A 19098-nucleotide genomic window follows, 5' to 3' on the forward strand; every position below is an offset into this window, starting at 1 on the left:
CCCGGGGAACGAAACCAACCCTTGCTCGCTTACTTTTTGGGTACTGCTTGGAGTCTGGTGGTCGAACAAATTAATGATGGTTTACCCGCTTTATGGTTTTCTTGATTTTGCGAGTCAGTGCGTTGACACTCGTTCGCACCAATCTTTTCCGTCCCTTAATGGATCTCTGCTGGCCGCCGTTGGATGCGCTCTTGAGTAGCTTCCAAGAAGGTCGAGCAATACTAAATGGTTTTTATTTTTTAATTGTCTACCAGTTGATCTGCTCGACCGACAACTGACGTTGACGTAGCGTCCAGTAATTATTTTGATACGTCAACCCCCCTAGTATGGGTGCGAACGCGGATACTGGGATAAATAGCTGGAACTTGTCGAAAGATAAATTTTAACATTCAGCTTATTTATCTAAGTTTGTGTCGCGACTTGTTCACCGCACTTCTTTTAGCCATCTATATCCATCTCATGAAAAACCTTTACGCACTCTGCGTACTGCTTTGTAGCAGTATGCTTGCAGCGCAGTACGCGCCCTTTACTCCCCTTTCGTCCGCTAGCACCGCAATCTCCGAGAAGCGAGCGCCCAACGCCCCGGCCCGGGCGCTGTATTTCGCTACGAAGCAGCCTGCCGAATTTGCTGCTTATCTCGCTGCGGTACCCGAAGAGCGCGGTACGGCGCGGGAGGAGTCTAGCTTGCTGACCCTCCCCGCGCCCGACGGATCCGTCGTCACGTTTCGAGTCCAACGCTACCAAATAATTCAACCCGAGCTGCGGGCCGTTTACCCCAGTTACGTCACGCTGTACGGCTGGGACGTGAAGAACCCCGGCCGCCGCGTGCAACTTGACTGGACGGACCGGGGCTTCGGCGCCAGCGTCGTGGGCGGTGAAGAAGGCCGTTGGTTCGTGGAGCCGCTCTCCGAAAAGCGGGTGGACCAGTACGAAAGTTTCTTCGCCAAGGATGTCCCTTTCGTGGACGACGGCTCCCGGGAATGTGGCTTCGTGCCGGACGAAAAGGTGCTGGAAGAATTACGCTTCCACGCAAATGAGAAACGGGCCGGCGACTGCGAACTCCGGGAATACCGCGTGGCGATCGCCTGCACCGGCGAGTACTACGCCGCCGTGGGCGGTACGGAAGCCCGCGTCGTCGCCGAAATTATGCGCGCCGTCAACCGGCTTAACCAGTTATTCGCAGCCGAGATTTCTCTCCAACTCATCCTCGTCAACCTGCCCGTAGCGGGCGGGGGCGTAGAACTCCTTTACAATAATCCGAACTCGGACCCCTACACGAATAGTGAAAATGCGACCATGCTTGACGAGAACCAGAACACCATCGATGCGGTGATCGGCTCCGATAATTACGACATTGGCCACGTTTTCGGAACCGGCGGCGGTGGCGTTGCACAACTCGGCTCCGTCTGTGGTGGTGGAAAAGCCAGGGGCGTTTCCGGGCAGCCCGTCCCGCTGGGCGATCCGTTTTACGTAGATTTAGTCGCTCACGAGATGGGGCATCAGTTCGGTGCGACGCACACCTTCAATTCCGACTCACCCAATTGTGGGCCCAATCGGACCGCGCGGACGGCGTTCGAAACGGGAAGTGGCAGCACCATTATGTCCTACGCGGGCATTTGCGGACCTGCGTCCAACGTCCAGCTCGGTGCCGATCCGCACTACCACGCCGCCAGCATCGCACAGATCGCGACGTACATGGAATTGGGTGGTGGGAGTACGTGCGCGAGGACTACTAGTTCCGACAATTCGGAACCTACGGCGCAGGCCGGAGCCGACTACTCCATACCGGCAGGGACTCCCTTCGTGTTGACCGCCGCCGGGGCTGACCCCGACGGTGACGGTATTACCTACAACTGGGATCAATTCGACGCGGGGCCGGCCCTAGACGGCATGCCGACGGGAAGCGAAGTCGTGGGGCCCTTGTTCCGGTCTTTCTCGCCCAAAGCCGACCCGCGGCGCTATTTCCCCAATCTGCCCGCCGTCGTCACGGGGGAGGGATCCCCCTGGGAAGTGCTACCCACCGTAGCCCGGCAAATGAACTTCGCCGTCACCGTCCGGGATTTCGGTGCCGCTGGATATGGTTGCCCGACGCAGGACTTAATGGTCGTCGACGTGGTGAACACCGGAGCGCCCTTCGCCATCACGGCACCGAACGGCGCGGAAGCGTACCCGGGCGGATCTACCCAAACGTTCACCTGGAACGTAGCGGGCACCAACGCCGGTGCGATCAACTGCGCTACGGTCGATCTCGTCCTGTCCACCGACGGCGGCCTGACGTTCACCGACAACATCGGTTCCTACCCGAACACCGGTTCGGCTTCCGTCAACCTGCCCGCCGTGACGGAGCGCGACGTTCGGTTGATGATTAAATGCGCGGACAACATCTTCTACGACGTATCCGACCAGGATTTCTCCATCGAACAGGAAGACTACGCAGCCCGTGCCCTCACGGGTGCCGCGACGGCCTGCGACGGTATTAATTCCGCTGAATTCACCTTTGAACTCGAAAGCGTGCTGGGTTACGTAGGGTCCATTAACTACGCGGCCCAAGATCTACCCACCGGCGCGAGTGCTTCTTTTGCCCCCGCAACTACCACGCTGACCGCGAACGGTACGGAAACGGTCGCCATGACCCTGACCGGCCTGAGCGCGGTACCGGAGGGTACTTATCCCTTCACCGTCCTGACGGACGACGGGAGCGTACAAAAAACCGTCGCGTTCTCCCTGCAAGTACTCGGCCCCCTCGCGGCGCCCACGCTGCTTACCCCTAACGACGGCGGGTTCCTGTCCCCGGCTTCCGCGGGTTTCGACTGGAGGGACGTGCCGAACGTGGATGCTGTCGGTGGCTACACGCTGTCGTTTTTCAATGATGCGGCGGGTACCGACCGCCGGGGTGGGTCGGAACCACTCAACGGTAGCACCGCGAACTTCGGGGCAGGCCTCGACGGATTTTTGACCGAAGGCGACACTTACTGGTGGTCCGTTACCGCCCAGAATACAACCTGTGACCCAACGCAAACGGCAACTTCCGTCCTCAACCAATTCACTTTCGCCGAAGCTCCGCCGGCCGGCCAGTCTTTGTCCGGAAGCCCCCTGCTTCAAAATCTTTGCTTAGGCCGGCGTGCGGAGGACTTTACGGTCAGTTTCTTCACGGGCGATCTTACCGGCCCGGCCACGCTCGTGCTGGGTACCTTACCCGCGGGCGTCACGGGAGCATTAACCCGAACGACGTTAACCAACGGGCAGAATAGTACGGTCCTCCTGCAGGGTACGGAAAACCTCATGGCGGGGAATTATTCTTTCGACGTCACGGCCACGGGGGCGAACGGCGCCACCGAAAGCGTCACGTTCGTGCTCGACGTAGCGGCTGGCATCGTTATCAATTCTCCAACCGACGGTAGTGAAGTGCTGATTAACCCCGACGGCACCGGTACCATCCCGGTCAATTTTAACGCCATTTCCGGAGCAACCTCGTACACGGTAACCGTTACGTTCCCCGACGGGGGGACGGGAACGGTCCCCGCCTCTACCGCTACCACCCGTAACATCGGAGTCGGTCAGGTTACGAATGGTGCTGAGTACGGGATAAAGGTCACCGCCGATACGGGGGAGGAATCGTGCGTGAACTTCTTCACCTTCGTGACCTCACGCCAACCGGCCTACACCGCCGAAGCTACCCAGAGCGTGGCGTCGATCTGTAACGGTAGCGCCACGGCCGCCTTTACCTTCCAACTCGCGAGTACGAACGGATTCGCGGGTACCATCAACTACGAAGTTCGCTTCACCGGCCAGGATTTACCTCCGGGCACAACGGGCTCCTTTACTCCCGCAACAACTACCCTCGCAGCGAACGGATCGGCTACGGTCACCCTGAATTTGGGTGGGCTAGGCGGTTATCCGGCGGGTACCTATCCCTTCGTCATTAGAACGACAAGTGGTGGCGTACGGAGAGATGTAGACATTATCCTGGAAGTTCTCCCACCCCTCGCGGCACCTACGTTATTAATCCCGGCCGCGAACGGCGTTATTGCGCCCGATAACGCTCGGTTCGACTGGTCGGACGTAGAGGGCGTGGACGCTCAGGATGGTTATTCCTTTGTCATCTACAGTGACGCAGGTGGTACGATGCCCAGAATTAACCCCATCGTCGTTGACGCAAGTCGCGTCAATTTTGGTGCGAACTTAGCTACAGTCCTGACGGAAGGCCAGTCCTACTGGTGGTCCGTTACCGCTACGAACACCGACTGCAACCCGACGCAGACGGCGACTTCCAGCCTGCACCGGTTCAAGTTCAGCGCACCTTCCCTAGCCGGAAGCCCCGTGAGACAGAACTTTTGTGCGGGCAGGGGCGCGGAAGTATTTTCTCTCACGTACACCGTAGGGAACCTGACCGGTACGGCGTCGCTTAGTCTCGGAACGCTACCGGCCGGCGTCACGGGGTCCCTCGCGCCTGCGCAGCTCAACGACACGGAGAGGGCGATAATCACGCTGCAGGGGGCCGAAAGCCTTCCTCTCGGAACTTATACGTTCGACGTCGATGCAGTAGGCGCGCTGGGCGAAGAAGAGTCGCTGGCGTACACGTTGGTCGTGACGTCTAGCGAAATCGTGGTTAATACACCGCAGAATCGAACTGAGGTGCTAATTAATCAAGACGGTAGCGGTACTATTTCGCTTGACTTTCAAGCAGTCGCTGGCGCAACCGATTACACGGCAAACGTTGTTTTTGCGAACGGTTCCGACGGAACAGCGGGCCCCTTTACCTTCAATAGTGGTAATATCGGAATCGGCCCCGTTCAGGACGGCGATGAAATTAATATTCAGGTAGTAGCAAATACGGGAGAGCAATCTTGCTTCAACACGGTGATTTTCGTGGACATGCTATCCGTCCTCCCGGTAGAGTGGCTGAGTTTCGCCGCGCGGCCCCAGGTCAAATCGGTCGAACTGACCTGGTCCGTTCGTCAGGACGCGGCGCACGAATACTTCGTCATCGAACGGACAACCGATTTGGGTAGCGAGTGGCACAAATTCGGTGAAGTGACCCGCCGGGGGGCGGATGGCGTGGCCGACTATCGGTTCATGGACCAAACCGTAGCTGCGGCTACGACTTATTTCTACCGCCTACGCCAGGTCGATGCGGACGGCACCTTCAGCCATTCCGACGTGGAGACGGTAACGTTTGCCGGCCGCTCGCGCGGGGTGACGCTCTATCCCAACCCGGTTACGGACCGCCTGTTTATTGACGCTGCCCCCATGGCCGATGGGAGTGCCGGTGATGTTTTGGAGTACCAACTCGTGACGAACTTCGGCCAGGTCGTCCGCAGCGGAATACTTAGCGGGCAACGCAGTGAGATTGATGTTGCTAATCTACCGAACGCCGTTTACCAAATTATGATTACGAACGGTACGGACTTTCGGAAAACGTTCCGGGTCGTGAAACAGTAGCCAATGCTGTAATCTTCGTGGGTTAAAAGGCTTGCTTCGCTGCTGCGGGGCAAGCCTTTTTAGTTGGCGGAGGATGCACGATAATTTTTTGCTTCGTCAGAGCTAACCATACCTTTATGAAACGCTCACCGGAAGGCCTACTTGACCCAGTGCATCGCCAAATTCGACTTAAAGCCAGGAAGGGAGATGGTGGTGAGTGCCCTACATTATCCGTTGCTCCGTACGAGTGCAGGCTGACCCACAAGATTAGTAGCCCACCTTACGTAGTGACGTTGGCCCAAGCTAAGTTGGGTCAGCGGTACTGGGTGGCGCGGACGCAGGTGCAAAGGAGGTTTCGGGAGAGCAACCGTTTGGCGCATTCCACCCTATGAGCTAAATTTTTGTAGTTTTGGCGAGCCTTCTTGCACGAAGGCTTTTTTGAGCGACGCCCCGTACAAACCAGCAAATGAATTTTTTTTACACGCTCAGCGTACTGCTATTCAGCAGTATGCTAGCTGCGCAGTACGCACCATTTTCCCCTCTCCAAGCCAACGATCGCCTCGCCACTAAAGAGCGCGCGCTAACCGACCCAACCGAAGCACTATACTTTTCGACGGAAGACCCCGCCGAGCTTGCGGACTTTCTAGCCGCGGTAACCGAAGAGGGCGACGCCACGTCGGGCGAGCTAAGCCTGCTGGAGTTGCCCGCCCCCGACGGATCCGTTGCCACCTTTCGGCTTCAGCGTTACCAAATGATCCAGCCGGAGTTGCAGGTCGCTTACCCCGGCTACGTCACGCTGTACGGCTGGGACGTAAAGAACCCTGGCCGCCGCGTGCAACTCGACTGGACGGGCCGCGGCTTCGGCGCCAGCGTGATGGGCGGTGCTGAAGGCCACTGGTCGGTCAGCCCGCTTTCCGCTAAGCGAATCGACCGGTACCAAAGCTACTTCGTAAGGGATGTTCCCCAACCGGAGGACGGAACCCAGGAGTGTGGCTTCATCCCGGACGAAAAGTTGCTGGCGGAGCTGCGCCAACGATCCACCGAAAAGCAAGTAGGGGACTGCGAACTCAGGGAATACCGCCTGGCGCTCGCCTGCACCGGCGAGTATTATGCCGCCGTCGGTGGCACGCAAGCCCTCGCCGTCAGTGAAATGATGCGCGCCGTCAACCGATTGAACCAGATTTTCGTAGCCGAAATATCGTTGCAACTTACCATCATTAACCTCCCCGTCGCCGGTGGCGGCGTGGAACTGGTGTACGATGATCCGAATTCGGACCCTTATACTAACGATGATAGCGGCGAGATGCTGAACGAAAATCTTACTACCATCAACGCGGTGATCGGGGCTGATAATTACGACATCGGCCACGTCTTCGGGACGGGCGGCGGCGGCGTAGCTCAGGTGGCCTCCGTGTGCCGTAACGGCAAGGCGAGGGGTGTCTCCGGGTCGCGTTTCCCGGATACCGAATCATTTTACGGCCTGGTTGCCCACGAAATGGGGCACCAGTTCGGCGCTTCGCATACGTACAATTCCAACGCTACGCCCAATTGTGGACGGAACCGTAGCACCGACGGATCATCCGCCTACGAAATCGGGGGTGGCAGCACCATCATGTCCTACGCGGGCATTTGCGGACAGGGGCCAAACGTACAGTCCAACAGAGACCTCTACTACCACGCCGAGAGTATTCAGCAAATTGCCGACTACATGGAATCGGGCGGCGGAGCAGCGTGCGCAACGACCGTCAGTACCGCCAACATCGAACCGACGGCGAACGCCGGGGCGGACTACACGATCCCGGCCTCTACTCCGTTCGTGCTGACCGCGGGGGCGGCCAACGATGGTGATGGTGACGGCGTCACGTACTGCTGGGAACAGTTCGACCTGGGGCCGCCGGTAACCAACCGGCCTACCGGAAGTGAGGTAGAGGGACCCTTATTCCGGTCACTTCCGCCGAGTACTGAAAATCAGCGTTATTTCCCTAATCTGCCGGACTTAATCGCCGGCGACGACGCACCGTGGGAAATCCTACCAACCGTCAGCCGGGAGATGAATTTTGTCGTCACCGTGCGGGATTTTGGTGCCGCCGGCTACGCATGTCTCGTGCAGGACGGGATGACCATCGACGTAGTCGACACCGGCGCGCCGTTTGCGGTGACGGTGCCGAACGGTTCCGAAACTTATTTGGCTGGGTCGACCCAGTCGTTAACGTGGAACGTAGCGGGTACTAACGCTGGCGCCATCAACTGTGCGCAGGTCGATCTGGTACTCTCCCTCGACGGCGGTCTGACGTTTACCGAAAACATCGGTACGGTCGCCAATACCGGCACGGCCGCCGTGACGCTACCCAGCGTGACCGCGCGTGACGTACGCCTGATGGTCAAGTGCGCGGATAACATTTTCCTCGACGTTTCCGACCAGGACTTCGCCATCGAGCAATCAGAATACGTCGTGCGGCCCGTGGAGGAGACTGCCGAAGTCTGTGATGGTGGAAATACCGCTGAATTTACCTTTGAGCTCGAAAGCCTGATGGGTTATACGGGGACGATTAACTACGCAGCCCAGGACCTTCCCACGGGCGCAAACGTCACCTTTTCCCCAGCGTCAACCACCCTGGCCGCGAACGGGGTGACTACGGTTGCGATTATCGTGGATGGTCTTAGCTCCCTGGCCGCAAATAATTACCCCTTCACCGTAAGGACGAACGACGGTAATGCGCAAAAGACCGCGAATTTCGTTCTGGAAGTTCTTCCCGCGCTGGAACCACCCACGTTGCTAACGCCGGTCGCTAATGGCTTCATCGCGCCTGGTGCCGCGACTTTTGATTGGTCGGATGTGTCGAACATCGGTGATGCGGATGGCTATTCTTTTAACTTGTATCGCGATGCGGCGGGTACGCAGCGGGTGATCAACCCCGTGTTTACCGGTAGAAGCCGCGTCAATTTCGGCTCGAATCTGGATAGATTTTTGACGGAAGATGAAGTATACTGGTGGTCGGTTACCGCAAGAAATACGGAGTGCGATCCGACACAGACGGCGGCGGCCAGCCTGATCAGGTTTGTGTTCGCGGAGGAGGCCCTCCCGGTGGAATGGCTGAGCTTCGAGGCCCGGCCTACCGTTAAAACCGCTGAGTTAACTTGGTCCGTCCGCCAGGATGATGCACACGAGCATTTTGTCATTGAGCGTTCCGATAACCCGCAAGCGGGCTGGTTGGACGTTGGTAAGGTGGTACGTCAGGGGTTGGCTGGCGACGCCAATTATGCCTTTACGGACCGGGCCGTGGCCGCCGACGCTACCTACTTTTACCGTCTTTGTCAGGTCGATACGGATGGCGACTTCAGCCATTCCCAGATTGAAACGGTCGCGTTCGCCGCCGGTTTGCGTCGCATTACGCTGTACCCCAATCCAGTCACGCAGCGTTTGTTTATTGGCGCGGTCGCGGGTGCCGGGGAGGTCCTGGAATACCAATTGATTACGAGCCTCGGCCGGGTTGTCCGCAGCGGAATACTTGGCGAGCAGCGCAGTGAGGTTAACGTCGCGGACCTGCCGAGCGCCGTTTATCAGGTGGTGGTTACGAATGGAACGGACTTCCGGGAGACATACCGCGTCGTGAAGCGCTAGTCAATAGTTGCCGCGTGATCCGAAGCAACTCGGCTCTTCTCCCCAAGTCCTTTGCACCCGCGACCGCGCACTACTCGTTTCCTGAGATTAACGAGGCTTGCTCCACCACGGTGAAGCAAGCCTCGCTTATTAAAGTTGCCGCAAAGGACAGGCTGGCTCTAGACTTTGGCGGTTACTTCCGTGCTCTTCAAAAATTTGCGTCGGATAACTTGCTGCACCGTGACGCCATCGATTTTGGCTTCTAACCAACTCGGGATGTCCAGTAATGTAAACGGTCGCTTCTCAAAGGGCTTTTGCTTCACGCCGTCTAACTTTTCCTTCAGTTTGATGAATTCACCCTTGAGTTGCTCCTCCCGAATGCGGGGGATGCGGCGGAGGAAACGGAAGATGAGTTGCTGAGTTTCCTGCAAGTGCTCAACTTTGGCGAGGTAGCGGTAAACGGACTTTACCTGGTATTCGACCAGTTGTACGTTGCCCATCTCGAAGTGGCAGATCAAACTGAGGATGCGGGCGTAGGCCTGGATGTCCGACCGGTAATTGGGGCTGCGCTGGTTGATGATCTCGTTGAGGTAATCAATCGCCGAGTCGTTGTCACCGCTGCCGAAGTAGAGGCAGGCGATGCGGTAGTGGAAGATCATTTTGCGGTGCTCGTCCCAGTTGTACCGGTCGTCCTTGATGACCTCCATGATCTGGGGGACGAGGCCGAGCCCCTCCTTGAACGTGCCCTCCATGTAGTGCTTCCGGATCTGGTGGTCGAACTGGTAGAGATGATAAAGGCCCTGCACGTTGACGTTGTTGGTCAGGTCGAACTGGTGGGGGAACAGGTCCAGCTGTTGCAGTTCATCAACGAAGCGCTGGTACTGCCACATGTTAAACAGCGTAGCCAAGTTGTTGTGGATGCCCTTCAAGTACAGCGCCGCGTTGACCTCGATCATCTGCGGCCGGTTCCGAAAAAGCTCCACCCAGCGCTGGGTGTACCGGTAGGAGAGGGGTGTCTCGTGGCACATCAGGTGCATCCACGCGAAGGACTGGCAGCAGTAGACTTTGCCCCAGAAGTCGAGATTTTTGTACTTCGTATCCGGTTTCTGGCTGCTGAAGAACGACTTGACCATCACGAAGTCCTGCTCGTTGCTGACCAGGCCGACTTTCAGGTAGAGACCGTACAGCTTCAGGGCGAGATTACTCCAGGTGTTCGTGGCCGTAATGTGCCGGGTTAGTTTGGTGCACGTCTTGCTCAGTTCTTCGGCCCGGCCCTGAATACTACGCGTGATGTACTGACCCTCGATGAGCTTCTCGAACTGGGCGATTTCGAGGGCGGTGGTGTGTACTTCGATCTCCAGGGCCCGCTTTTTCGCCTTATCGAGTACGTCCAACGACTGGCGGTAAAGACCCTTGTTGTAGAGAATGCGCGCGTAATCGAGGTTTTCCCGCAGGGTTATTTCGTCGTCTTTGTTTCGGTTCAGTAGTCTGAGCGAGGTAAGCAACTGTTTGTACAGATGAGCTTTTAGGTTAGATAGCTGGCTTTTTTTGATGCCCTTGATTCGTTTGAGCAGGTATTCCTCGTCGTATTCTCCCGTCCGCTCCATGATGTCGAACAGTTGGAGAAAGAGAATTTCGGCGTCGGCCGCCTGGTTGCGTTTGACGAAAAGGCGGAAGTGTCTTTTTTCCGCCCGGTTCAAGGAAGCGATTAGCTTAAGGAGATCATCGGTTTTCTGCTTCGGCATGGGGTAAACTTTGTGCTTAAGGGGCTGTATATCAAAATAGTACCGATCTAATCGCTGGGCGCAACCGTGCTCGTTAATCCGTCGGGGGGTAAAGCGGACCTACTCGGTAAGGGGGAATACCTTAAATTTATCCCTCCCTGACCAATTCCACCACGAGGCGTGCTCCCAAGCGCGCCACTTTGTGTGTAGCAACAAAGATAGCTACGCCTAATTTCATAAGGATGCCTTAGTATGAATACCAACCAAATTCAGATTTTCGACACCACCCTGCGCGACGGCGAGCAGGTACCCGGCTGCAAACTCGACACGCAGCAAAAACTCGTCATCGCCCGCCAGCTCGAACTCCTCGGCGTGGACGTAATCGAAGCGGGATTCCCCGTCTCCAGCCCGGGTGATTTTCACTCCGTCCAGGAGATTGGCCGCACCGTCGTCGAGCCCGTGGTCTGCGCCCTGAGCCGCGCCGTGATGAACGACATCGAAACGGCCGCCGCCTCCCTCAAAACCGCCCGCCGTCCCCGCATTCACACCGGCATCGGGACCAGCGACAGCCACATTCAGTACAAGCTTCGTACGACGCCGGATAAGATCATCGAGCGTGCCGTAGCCGCCGTCAAGTACGCGAAAAGCTTCGTGGAAGACGTAGAGTTTTACGCCGAGGATGCCGGACGGACGGGCAACGAGTTCCTGGCCCGCGTCATCCAGGCCGTCGTCGACGCCGGTGCCACCGTGCTCAACATTCCCGACACGACCGGTTACTGCCTGCCCCAGGAATACATGGAAAAGATTGCCTTTTTGCGCGATAACGTCAACGGCATTCACAAGTGTACCATCAGTACCCACTGCCACAATGACCTCGGGTTGGCCACGGCTAACTCCATCGCCGGTGCCCAGGGCGGTGCCCGCCAGATCGAATGCACCATTAACGGCATCGGCGAGCGCGCGGGCAACACGAGCCTGGAAGAAGTGGTGATGATCATGCGCCAGCACGAAAGCCTGGGCATGTACACCAATATTAATTCCAAGTTGCTGCTCGAAACGAGCCACTTGGTCAGCGAAAGCATGGGCATGGTCGTCCAGCCCAACAAGGCCATCGTGGGCGACAACGCCTTCGCCCATTCCTCCGGCATTCACCAGGACGGCGTCATCAAACGCCGCGATACCTACGAAATCATCGACCCGGCGGAAGTCGGCGTCGACGAATCGAAGATCGTCCTCACCGCCCGCTCCGGCCGCGCCGCGCTGGCTTACCGGCTCAAAAACTTGGGCCACGACGTCACCAAGGTCCAACTCGACGAGCTGTATAAGCACTTCGTCGTGGTTGCCGACCGGCAGAAAGAGGTAGGTGATAATGACCTGGAAGAGTTGATGGGTTCGGTGGCCGTTTGATTTGACGATCCGGTAAATTTTTGCGGGTGCGCGCTGGTCGACGCTACACCTTCCTTCGTCGAAGGAGTGGGATTTTTACGGTATTCGACCGTAAATTAGAAGGATGAAACACACGTCCTTACTCAGTCTTATACTCCTTAGCCTCGTTACGTCCAATCTTTCCGCTCAGAAATTCGACCGATCCGCGCTCGATGGCTTTCTGGATACCCTCGCCGCGCACGACCAGGCGATGGGCGTTGTTTCCTTTTTTCAGGGTGACGAAGAAGTGTACCGCTACGCCATTGGCTATGCTGACCCTACACAAACCCGCCTGACCACGTCCGACGACGTATTTCGCGTCGCTTCCATCACCAAGACGTTCACTACCGTCATCATTCACCGCCTCGTCGAAGCCGGTGAGTTGAGCCTGTCCGACAAACTCGCGAAGTATTATCCCGGCCTTCCGGGCGCGGACACCATCACGCTCGACCAAATGCTGCGGCACCAAAGCGGTCTCCACAACTACACAGAGGATGCGGACATCATGGACTGGATCGGTACCGACCAAACCCCGGAGCAACTCATCGCCCGGATTAAAGCCCAGCCGCTAAACTTTGAACCCGGGACGGACGCCGCTTACTCCAACTCTAATTTCTTGCTACTGGGTTACATCGCCACTACCGTCAGTGGAAAAGATTACCGGCAGCTGCTCCGCGACCACGTGCTGGAACCGGCGGGATTGAAAAATACCTACGTAGGCGGATCGATCGACGCGGAGCGTGGGGAGGTCGTTTCCTTCGAATGGCTCGACGACGGGTGGGTGGCCGTCCCCGAATGGAGCATCCCGAACGCCGGCGCGGCCGGTGCCATCAGCTCCACGGCGGCCGACCTGAATACGTTCTACCGCAAACTGCTGCGGGGTGAGCTACTCCCGGCGGCGACCGTCGCGGAAATGATGGAGTTTAAAAACGAACTCGGTCAGGGGCTGCTCACCTTCCCTTTTTACGATAAAGTCGCTTATGGCCACAACGGAGGCATTGAGGGCTTTGAGACGCTGGCGGCGCATTTTCCGAACGACGACGTAACGTTTACGTTCCTCAGCAACGGTGTCAACCTGCCGAATAACGACGTGATGATCGGGCTCCTTTCCCTCTATTTCGGCAAGCCCTACGAGATGCCGGACTTTAGTCCCGTGGCGGATCTGCCCCGGGCAGCTACTCAAGTTTACGTCGGGACTTACGGCGCCGATACTTTCCCAATGGACATCAAGGTATTTCAGGAAGACGGTAGGCTGAAAGCTCAGGCATCCGGCCAGGGTTCCTTCCCCCTGACGACCGCCGGGGGACACGTATTTCGTAACCAAGCGGCCGGCATCGAGCTGCTGTTTGACCCGGTGGTGGGGACGCTGCTACTGCGCCAGGCTGGGCAAGAGTTCATGCTCAAGCGGGAGTAAATACCAAAAACTTCAGCTTCTCGGTACACTTCACTATTGCACCCGCGACCGCGCAAAAAGTAGTCTCGGGTTTAACGGTAAATCTTGTTCAACAGCGCCGCCGCCCGGTAACCCGCCGCCGCTAGCCGGTCTTCGACGATGGGCAGAAATTCGTGCTGGTAGTCCCAGGAAAAGTCGGGCAGGCCCGTCTCCCGGTCGGTGCGGTCGTAAAGGCTATTGTAGATGCGCTCGCGGAGCACGACCGATTCGGTGATCCATTCTTCGAGGCCGGCGTTCTCCCACGCCGCTTTACGCGCACGGGTGTGCATGCTGGCGAAGTTGGCAAATTCAGTGTAGCTCAGGCGCTCCTGTTCGATGATGCCGGAGTCCCAGACGGAGTGGAGGTTTTTGCGGTCGCCGTAGTAAAGCACCGTGATCTTGTTGCCGCCCGAGTCGCGGTTCTTGCCGACGTGCATCGGTTGGTGGACGTCGCCGATGAAGTGGATCAAAAAGGCCAGGGCGGTGGCGTCGAGGGAGCCGGCGAGTGGTTCCAATTTATTTTTGCGCATCAGGGCCGTCATCTGTTCCCGGGCGTCCGTCTTACCTTCCAGGATACCGACCATCAGCTCGATGCCTTCGCGCACGTCGTCTACTTCTCCGTTGGCGCGGTTTTCTTGGTCGACATCCACCACCGTCTGGTCGGGCTGGATGGTCATGTAGTGCCACGATTTAGCGAAATCCCAGCCTTTCTCGGCCTTGATGTAGTCCGGCCAGGTGCTGACCTGGGCGAGGTAGTTATCACCGAGGGCGGCGTCGACGCGGGCGCGAGCGTTGGGGTTTAGGTTATCGTAGCAAATTTGGGCGACGATGCGGTGACCGTTTGCCCCCCAGGCGGAGAGTAACTGGGGAAGGAGGACCAGGAGGAACACGGTAAGTCTTGCAGTCATGTGGCAAAGATATGGCGCCCCGACAAAGTACGGGACTAGCTCACGCGTTCCCGACTCAGTCGGGACGGGTGCCGGGTAAAGGACTATAGAAGCAAGGGTTTTGACGACTCTCGTACAAGATGTTACAAACAGCCAGATTTTGTGTTTTCCGTGCTTTTGTGGCCCAAGCTCTTTGCTTCACGCATTTTCGTTGCACCCGCGACCGCGCCCTACATTTCGTAATTTATTACTAACCCGGTTGAATAACTCTCGCCCGGCGAACTAACTTTGTCAGAACAACCTTGCCCCGGATCGGGGGTTAACTTGTGACTCGCTTCCGATCATCCGCAAATAAAAAATCCATGGCCAAAACGCTCTTTGACAAAGTTTGGGACGCGCACGTCGTCTCCGAAGTCCCCGGCGGCAACCAAGTTCTCTACATCGACCGCCACCTCATTCACGAAGTCACGAGTCCGCAGGCTTTCGACGGGTTACGGCAGCGTAATCTTCCACTACTACACAAAGAGCGAATCGTAGCCACGGCGGACCACAACGTGCCGACCAAGAACCAGGACCAACCCATTAAGGAGCCACTGAGCCGCAAGCAAGTACAGATGCTGACGGAGAACTGCGCCGAGTTTGGCGTAGAATTGTACGGCCTCGGCCACCCTTACCAGGGAATCGTGCACGTCATCGGCCCGGAACTGGGTATTACCCGGCCCGGCATCACAATGGTCTGTGGGGATAGCCACACGAGCACCCACGGAGCCTTTGGCGCGGTCGCCTTCGGCATCGGGACTAGCCAGGTGGAGCAGGTCATGGCGACGCAGTGCTTGCTGCTAAACAAACCGAAAACCATGCGCATCAACGTCGACGGCGAACTGGCGAACGGCGTGACGGCGAAGGACATCATTCTGTACGTCATCAGCACGCTCGGCACTGGCGGCGGCACGGGCTACTTCGTGGAGTACGCCGGCTCGGCCATCCGTGCCCTGAGCATGGAAGGGCGGATGACAATCTGTAACATGAGCATCGAGATGGGTGCCCGTGGCGGCCTCATCGCACCCGATCAGACGACTTTTGATTACATGGAAGGGCGTGAATTCGCCCCGCAGGGAGCGGACTGGGATGCGGCCCTAGCTTACTGGAAAACCCTGCCGACGGAAGCCGGCGCGACGTTCGACGGCGAATACCACTTCAAGGCCGCAGACATTACGCCGATGGTCACGTATGGGACGAACCCGGGCATGGGCATGGGCATCAAAGAAGCCATCCCCGAGCACAGCACGATCCATGGTGACGCCGGCCTGGCCAAGGCGATGAACTATATGGGCCTGCAAAAGGGCATCAAGCTGGAAGGTATGCCGATCGACTACGTATTTATCGGCTCCTGCACCAACAGCCGGATTGAAGACTTGCGTGCGGTTTCCCGCTTGGTGAAGGGAAAAAAGATTGCGGCGACCGTAAATGGTATCGTCGTTCCCGGTTCGCAGCAAGTGACGAAGCAAGCCGTTGCGGAAGGGCTGGACGTTATTCTGCGGGAGGCCGGGTTTGATTTTCGCGACGCTGGTTGTTCGGCGTGTCTGGGCATGAACGAAGACAAGGTGCCCGCTGGTAAATACTGCGTGTCTACCTCCAACCGGAACTTTGAAGGCCGCCAGGGGCCGGGGGCGCGGACGATTCTGGCTTCGCCGCTGACGGCTGCTGCGGCGGCTTTGACGGGGCGGGTTACTGACGTGCGGGAGATGATGATTTAAAATTTTTGATTTAGTATTTAATATTTTTAATTTGCCCGCATGACCGCCCGCATGACTGCCCGCATGACCGCCCGCATAATTCAAAGAGTACATGAACGCTAATGAACTTGAAGAAAGGTTGCTCCAATTTGGCGTTCGATGTACGTATTTATGTAGAGAGCTGCATAAGTTGAATTATTTTGATTCTAAGCACGTAGCCGGTCAGTTGTTGCGCGCTAGTACCCATGCTGGTTTTCATTACCCAGAAGCCAGGGCGGCGGAATCAAATAGAGATTTTGTTCATAAAATAAAGGTGTTGTTGAAAGAGCTAAGGGAATCAAAAGCGGAACTACAGTATGTTCGTTATATGAACTATTTTCCTGATCAAAAGACCGATCCGCTGCTGGATGAAGCGAATCAACTCGTAGCAATATTTACGGCAACGGTAAAGAAACTGGCGGTAAATAAGTTGGATAAAGCAAAGCGACTCAAATAGGATCTATGAATCTTTAGTAGCGCGTACAAATATTCAATACTCAATCACCAATCGAAAATATTAAATCATCATGACCCCCTTCATAAAACTAACTTCCTCCGCCGTCCCCTTACCCATTGAGGACGTCGACACCGACCAAATCATCCCCGCCCGCTTTCTCAAAGCTATTACCCGTGAAGGGTTCGGGGAAAACCTGTTCCGGGACTGGCGTTACGGTAAAGACGGCACCCCCAAGGTGGACTTTGTCCTCAATAACCCTATGTACTCCGGTCAAATACTAGTAGCCGGGGCCAACTTCGGTTGCGGCTCCAGCCGGGAGCACGCCGCCTGGGCCATCGGTGACCATGGCTTTCGAGTTGTTGTGTCCAGCTACTTTGCGGATATCTTTCGGGGGAACGCCTTGAATAACGGTATCCTGCCGCTGGTCGTTTTGCCAGAAGTGCTGCACGAGATATTCGAAACCATCGAAAAAAATCCTACCGCCCGGTTCACGGTTGATTTGGAGCAGGAACAGTTGACCAATGAGACAACAGGCACGGTGACGGCCTTTGAGATCGACCCCTATAAAAAAACCTGCTTACTCAATGGTTATGATGATATCGACTACCTACTGAGTCAGCGGGAGAAGATCGATGCTTTTGAAGCGGCGCGGGTGGACTACAGTTTGTTGTGATGTTGACCTAAATTGAAAAGAACCTGGTATGGACACTGCATACCCATACAACTAGCCTAGGTTGGCCTGCGTTCTTTGCAAAATATCTATCCATGTCAGTCACTCAATTACAGCACACCATTGTGGAGGAAGTCTCAAAGATTACGGGCGAACGCCAGTTGGAAGAAATTCACTCCTTTATTCGAGGGCTACAAACGGAAACCGTAAAGGATGAGGAACACTGGAATAGTTTGCCTGTGGAGGAGAAAGAAAGGTTAATAAGTACCGTAAAGAAATTTCAATCAGAAGGAGTCTCCGGGAAATCTCATGAAGAAGTGATGTTAAAGTACAAGCAGTGGTTCAAAAAGTAATCTGGGACCCAGTAGCTGAAGATCAGCTAGATTCAACCTTGCATTTGCATCTTTCTACCTTTTCAAGTAATTCAGCCCAGCAATTGTACGATGCGATCGATGAAAGAATACAGGTATTACTTAATTATCCGATGTCCGGAAGACCTACCACCGGTTCCGCTGTAGTTAGATATGTTCAAATAAGGAAGTCACATTACTTGTTTTATCAGACGAAATCAGACACCTTGCTAATTGTGGGATTACACAGCACGAAAATGTCTGAAAACCCCTTTTTTAAATAATTCATGGGAAATTACAACATCGCCACCCTAGCCGGAGACGGCATCGGCCCCGAAGTCATCAAGCAGGGCATCAAAGTCCTTAATCAGGTCGGCCTTAACTTTGGACATAAGTTTCGCTTCGACTTCGCCCCCGTCGGCGCGACGGCCATCGACCAAACCGGTAGCCCGCTGCCGGACGATACGCTCGCCCTCTGCAAACGTTCGGACGCCATCTTCTTCGGTGCCATCGGTCACCCGCGTTTCGACAACGACCCAACGGCTACGGTCCGCCCCGAGCAGGGCTTACTCAAGTTGCGTAAGGAACTCGGCCTTTACGCTAACCTCCGCCCCGTCGCCGGTTACGACGAACTGACGCACCTCAGCCCCCTTCGCCCCGAGCGGATGAAGGGCGTTGACATCCTCGTCGTCCGGGAACTGACGGGCGGTACTTACTTCGGGGATAAGGGCCGGCGCGACGGTGGTGACACCGCTTACGATACGTGTGTGTACAGCCGTCACGAAATCGAGCGAATCCTGGTGGTAGCTTTCGATGCGGCGGCTAAGCGGGGGAAGAAACTCAAATTAGTCGACAAGGCTAACGTGATGGAATCATCCCGACTGTGGCGGGAGATCATGCGGGAGATGGCCCCGAGATACCCCGAGATTGAGGTGAGCTACATGTTCGTCGACAACGCCGCTATGCAACTCATCATCAACCCCGCTCAGTTCGACGTTATCGTTACGGATAACTTGTTTGGCGATATCCTATCCGACGCGTCTAGCGTGCTGGCTGGCTCACTTGGCTTATTACCGTCCAGCAGCATCGGTGCCGAGATTGGCATGTTCGAACCCATTCACGGCTCTTGGCCGGAGGGAGCCGGGCAGGACCGCGCTAATCCCATTGCCACCATTCTTTCGGCCGCGATGATGTTAGACCATCTTGGCTTAGTTGAGGAGGGCGATGCAATTCGTCAAGCCGTCAACGAAACCTTGGCCTCCGGCGTGGGGACGGAGGACCTGAATCCGAAAAAGCAAGTCGGCACGGATGCACTCGGCGACCTGATCGTAGAAGCTATCCGGTAAACAACTTTGG

At 56.5% G+C, this 19098-nt stretch carries 13 protein-coding genes; 11 read left to right on the plus strand and 2 right to left on the minus strand.

From position 1 onward, the window contains the following. Positions 1 to 459: 459 nt before the first annotated feature. From GGR27_RS07245 to GGR27_RS07255, 3 genes are all read left to right on the plus strand, one after another. A complete protein-coding gene (locus GGR27_RS07245) occupies positions 460 to 5442 on the plus strand; it encodes a reprolysin-like metallopeptidase (RefSeq protein ID WP_168036749.1) in 4983 nt (1660 codons plus the stop codon). Positions 5443 to 5558: 116 nt separating this feature from the next. Then, positions 5559 to 5813: a hypothetical protein gene (locus GGR27_RS07250; RefSeq protein WP_168036750.1), complete on the plus strand. Its 255-nt coding sequence runs from the start codon at positions 5559 to 5561 to the stop codon at positions 5811 to 5813. Between the two features lie 74 nt (positions 5814 to 5887). Beyond that, the gene (locus GGR27_RS07255) at positions 5888 to 9043 is read left to right on the plus strand and encodes a reprolysin-like metallopeptidase (protein ID WP_168036751.1); all 3156 of its coding nucleotides are present in this window, start codon (positions 5888 to 5890) and stop codon (positions 9041 to 9043) included. A 158-nt stretch (positions 9044 to 9201) separates the two neighbouring features. Here GGR27_RS07255 and GGR27_RS07260 read toward each other — a convergent pair whose 3' ends face one another. Next, entirely contained in the window at positions 9202 to 10767 is a 1566-nt protein-coding gene (locus GGR27_RS07260) for a hypothetical protein (RefSeq protein WP_168036752.1), read from the minus strand. A 231-nt stretch (positions 10768 to 10998) separates the two neighbouring features. Between GGR27_RS07260 and GGR27_RS07265 the strand changes: the two genes are divergently transcribed. Then, on the plus strand, positions 10999 to 12153 hold the full coding sequence (locus GGR27_RS07265) for a 2-isopropylmalate synthase (RefSeq protein ID WP_168036753.1): 1155 nt from the start codon (positions 10999 to 11001) through the stop codon (positions 12151 to 12153). 103 nt (positions 12154 to 12256) lie between these two features. Then, the gene (locus GGR27_RS07270) at positions 12257 to 13585 is read left to right on the plus strand and encodes a serine hydrolase domain-containing protein (RefSeq protein WP_168036754.1); all 1329 of its coding nucleotides are present in this window, start codon (positions 12257 to 12259) and stop codon (positions 13583 to 13585) included. Positions 13586 to 13656: 71 nt separating this feature from the next. On the opposite strand, the gene GGR27_RS07275 is transcribed toward GGR27_RS07270, so the two are convergent. Further along, on the minus strand, positions 13657 to 14511 hold the full coding sequence (locus GGR27_RS07275) for a S1/P1 nuclease (RefSeq protein ID WP_168036755.1): 855 nt from the start codon (positions 14509 to 14511) through the stop codon (positions 13657 to 13659). Between the two features lie 341 nt (positions 14512 to 14852). On the opposite strand from GGR27_RS07275, the gene leuC reads away from it, so the two are divergent. From leuC to leuB, 6 genes are all read left to right on the plus strand, one after another. Next, a complete protein-coding gene (gene leuC, locus GGR27_RS07280; RefSeq protein WP_168036756.1) occupies positions 14853 to 16247 on the plus strand; it encodes a 3-isopropylmalate dehydratase large subunit in 1395 nt (464 codons plus the stop codon). Positions 16248 to 16338: 91 nt separating this feature from the next. Beyond that, on the plus strand, positions 16339 to 16722 hold the full coding sequence (locus GGR27_RS07285; RefSeq protein ID WP_168036757.1) for a four helix bundle protein: 384 nt from the start codon (positions 16339 to 16341) through the stop codon (positions 16720 to 16722). Positions 16723 to 16792: 70 nt separating this feature from the next. Next, the gene (gene leuD / locus GGR27_RS07290; RefSeq protein WP_168036758.1) at positions 16793 to 17395 is read left to right on the plus strand and encodes a 3-isopropylmalate dehydratase small subunit; all 603 of its coding nucleotides are present in this window, start codon (positions 16793 to 16795) and stop codon (positions 17393 to 17395) included. A 92-nt stretch (positions 17396 to 17487) separates the two neighbouring features. Next, on the plus strand, positions 17488 to 17745 hold the full coding sequence (locus GGR27_RS07295; RefSeq protein WP_168036759.1) for a hypothetical protein: 258 nt from the start codon (positions 17488 to 17490) through the stop codon (positions 17743 to 17745). Then, the gene (locus GGR27_RS20555) at positions 17730 to 18026 is read left to right on the plus strand and encodes a type II toxin-antitoxin system RelE/ParE family toxin (RefSeq protein WP_168036760.1); all 297 of its coding nucleotides are present in this window, start codon (positions 17730 to 17732) and stop codon (positions 18024 to 18026) included. The genes GGR27_RS07295 and GGR27_RS20555 overlap by 16 nt, the downstream gene beginning before the upstream one ends. A gap of 3 nt (positions 18027 to 18029) precedes the next feature. After that, positions 18030 to 19088 (plus strand): 3-isopropylmalate dehydrogenase, encoded by a 1059-nt coding sequence (gene leuB, locus GGR27_RS07305; RefSeq protein WP_168036761.1) that lies wholly within the window; start codon positions 18030 to 18032, stop codon positions 19086 to 19088. Positions 19089 to 19098 lie beyond the last annotated feature (10 nt).

The sequence above is a fragment of the Neolewinella antarctica genome (assembly GCF_011927835.1).
In the GTDB taxonomy this organism is placed as follows: Bacteria; Bacteroidota; Bacteroidia; order Chitinophagales; family Saprospiraceae; genus Neolewinella; species Neolewinella antarctica.

Excerpts from the sequence above, each read along its gene's own strand:
- GGR27_RS07270 (WP_168036754.1), top strand. The coding sequence starts at position 12,257 with ATGAAACACACGTCCTTACTCAGTCTTATACTCCTTAGCCTCGTTACG.
- GGR27_RS07245 (WP_168036749.1), top strand. The coding sequence starts at position 460 with ATGAAAAACCTTTACGCACTCTGCGTACTGCTTTGTAGCAGTATGCTT.
- leuD (WP_168036758.1), top strand. The coding sequence starts at position 16,793 with ATGACCCCCTTCATAAAACTAACTTCCTCCGCCGTCCCCTTACCCATT.
- GGR27_RS07255 (WP_168036751.1), top strand. The coding sequence starts at position 5,888 with ATGAATTTTTTTTACACGCTCAGCGTACTGCTATTCAGCAGTATGCTA.
- leuC (WP_168036756.1), top strand. The coding sequence starts at position 14,853 with ATGGCCAAAACGCTCTTTGACAAAGTTTGGGACGCGCACGTCGTCTCC.
- GGR27_RS07265 (WP_168036753.1), top strand. The coding sequence starts at position 10,999 with ATGAATACCAACCAAATTCAGATTTTCGACACCACCCTGCGCGACGGC.
- leuB (WP_168036761.1), top strand. The coding sequence starts at position 18,030 with ATGGGAAATTACAACATCGCCACCCTAGCCGGAGACGGCATCGGCCCC.
- GGR27_RS07295 (WP_168036759.1), top strand. The coding sequence starts at position 17,488 with ATGTCAGTCACTCAATTACAGCACACCATTGTGGAGGAAGTCTCAAAG.
- GGR27_RS07260 (WP_168036752.1), bottom strand. The coding sequence starts at position 10,767 with ATGCCGAAGCAGAAAACCGATGATCTCCTTAAGCTAATCGCTTCCTTG.
- GGR27_RS07250 (WP_168036750.1), top strand. The coding sequence starts at position 5,559 with ATGAAACGCTCACCGGAAGGCCTACTTGACCCAGTGCATCGCCAAATT.
- GGR27_RS07275 (WP_168036755.1), bottom strand. The coding sequence starts at position 14,511 with ATGACTGCAAGACTTACCGTGTTCCTCCTGGTCCTCCTTCCCCAGTTA.
- GGR27_RS07285 (WP_168036757.1), top strand. The coding sequence starts at position 16,339 with ATGAACGCTAATGAACTTGAAGAAAGGTTGCTCCAATTTGGCGTTCGA.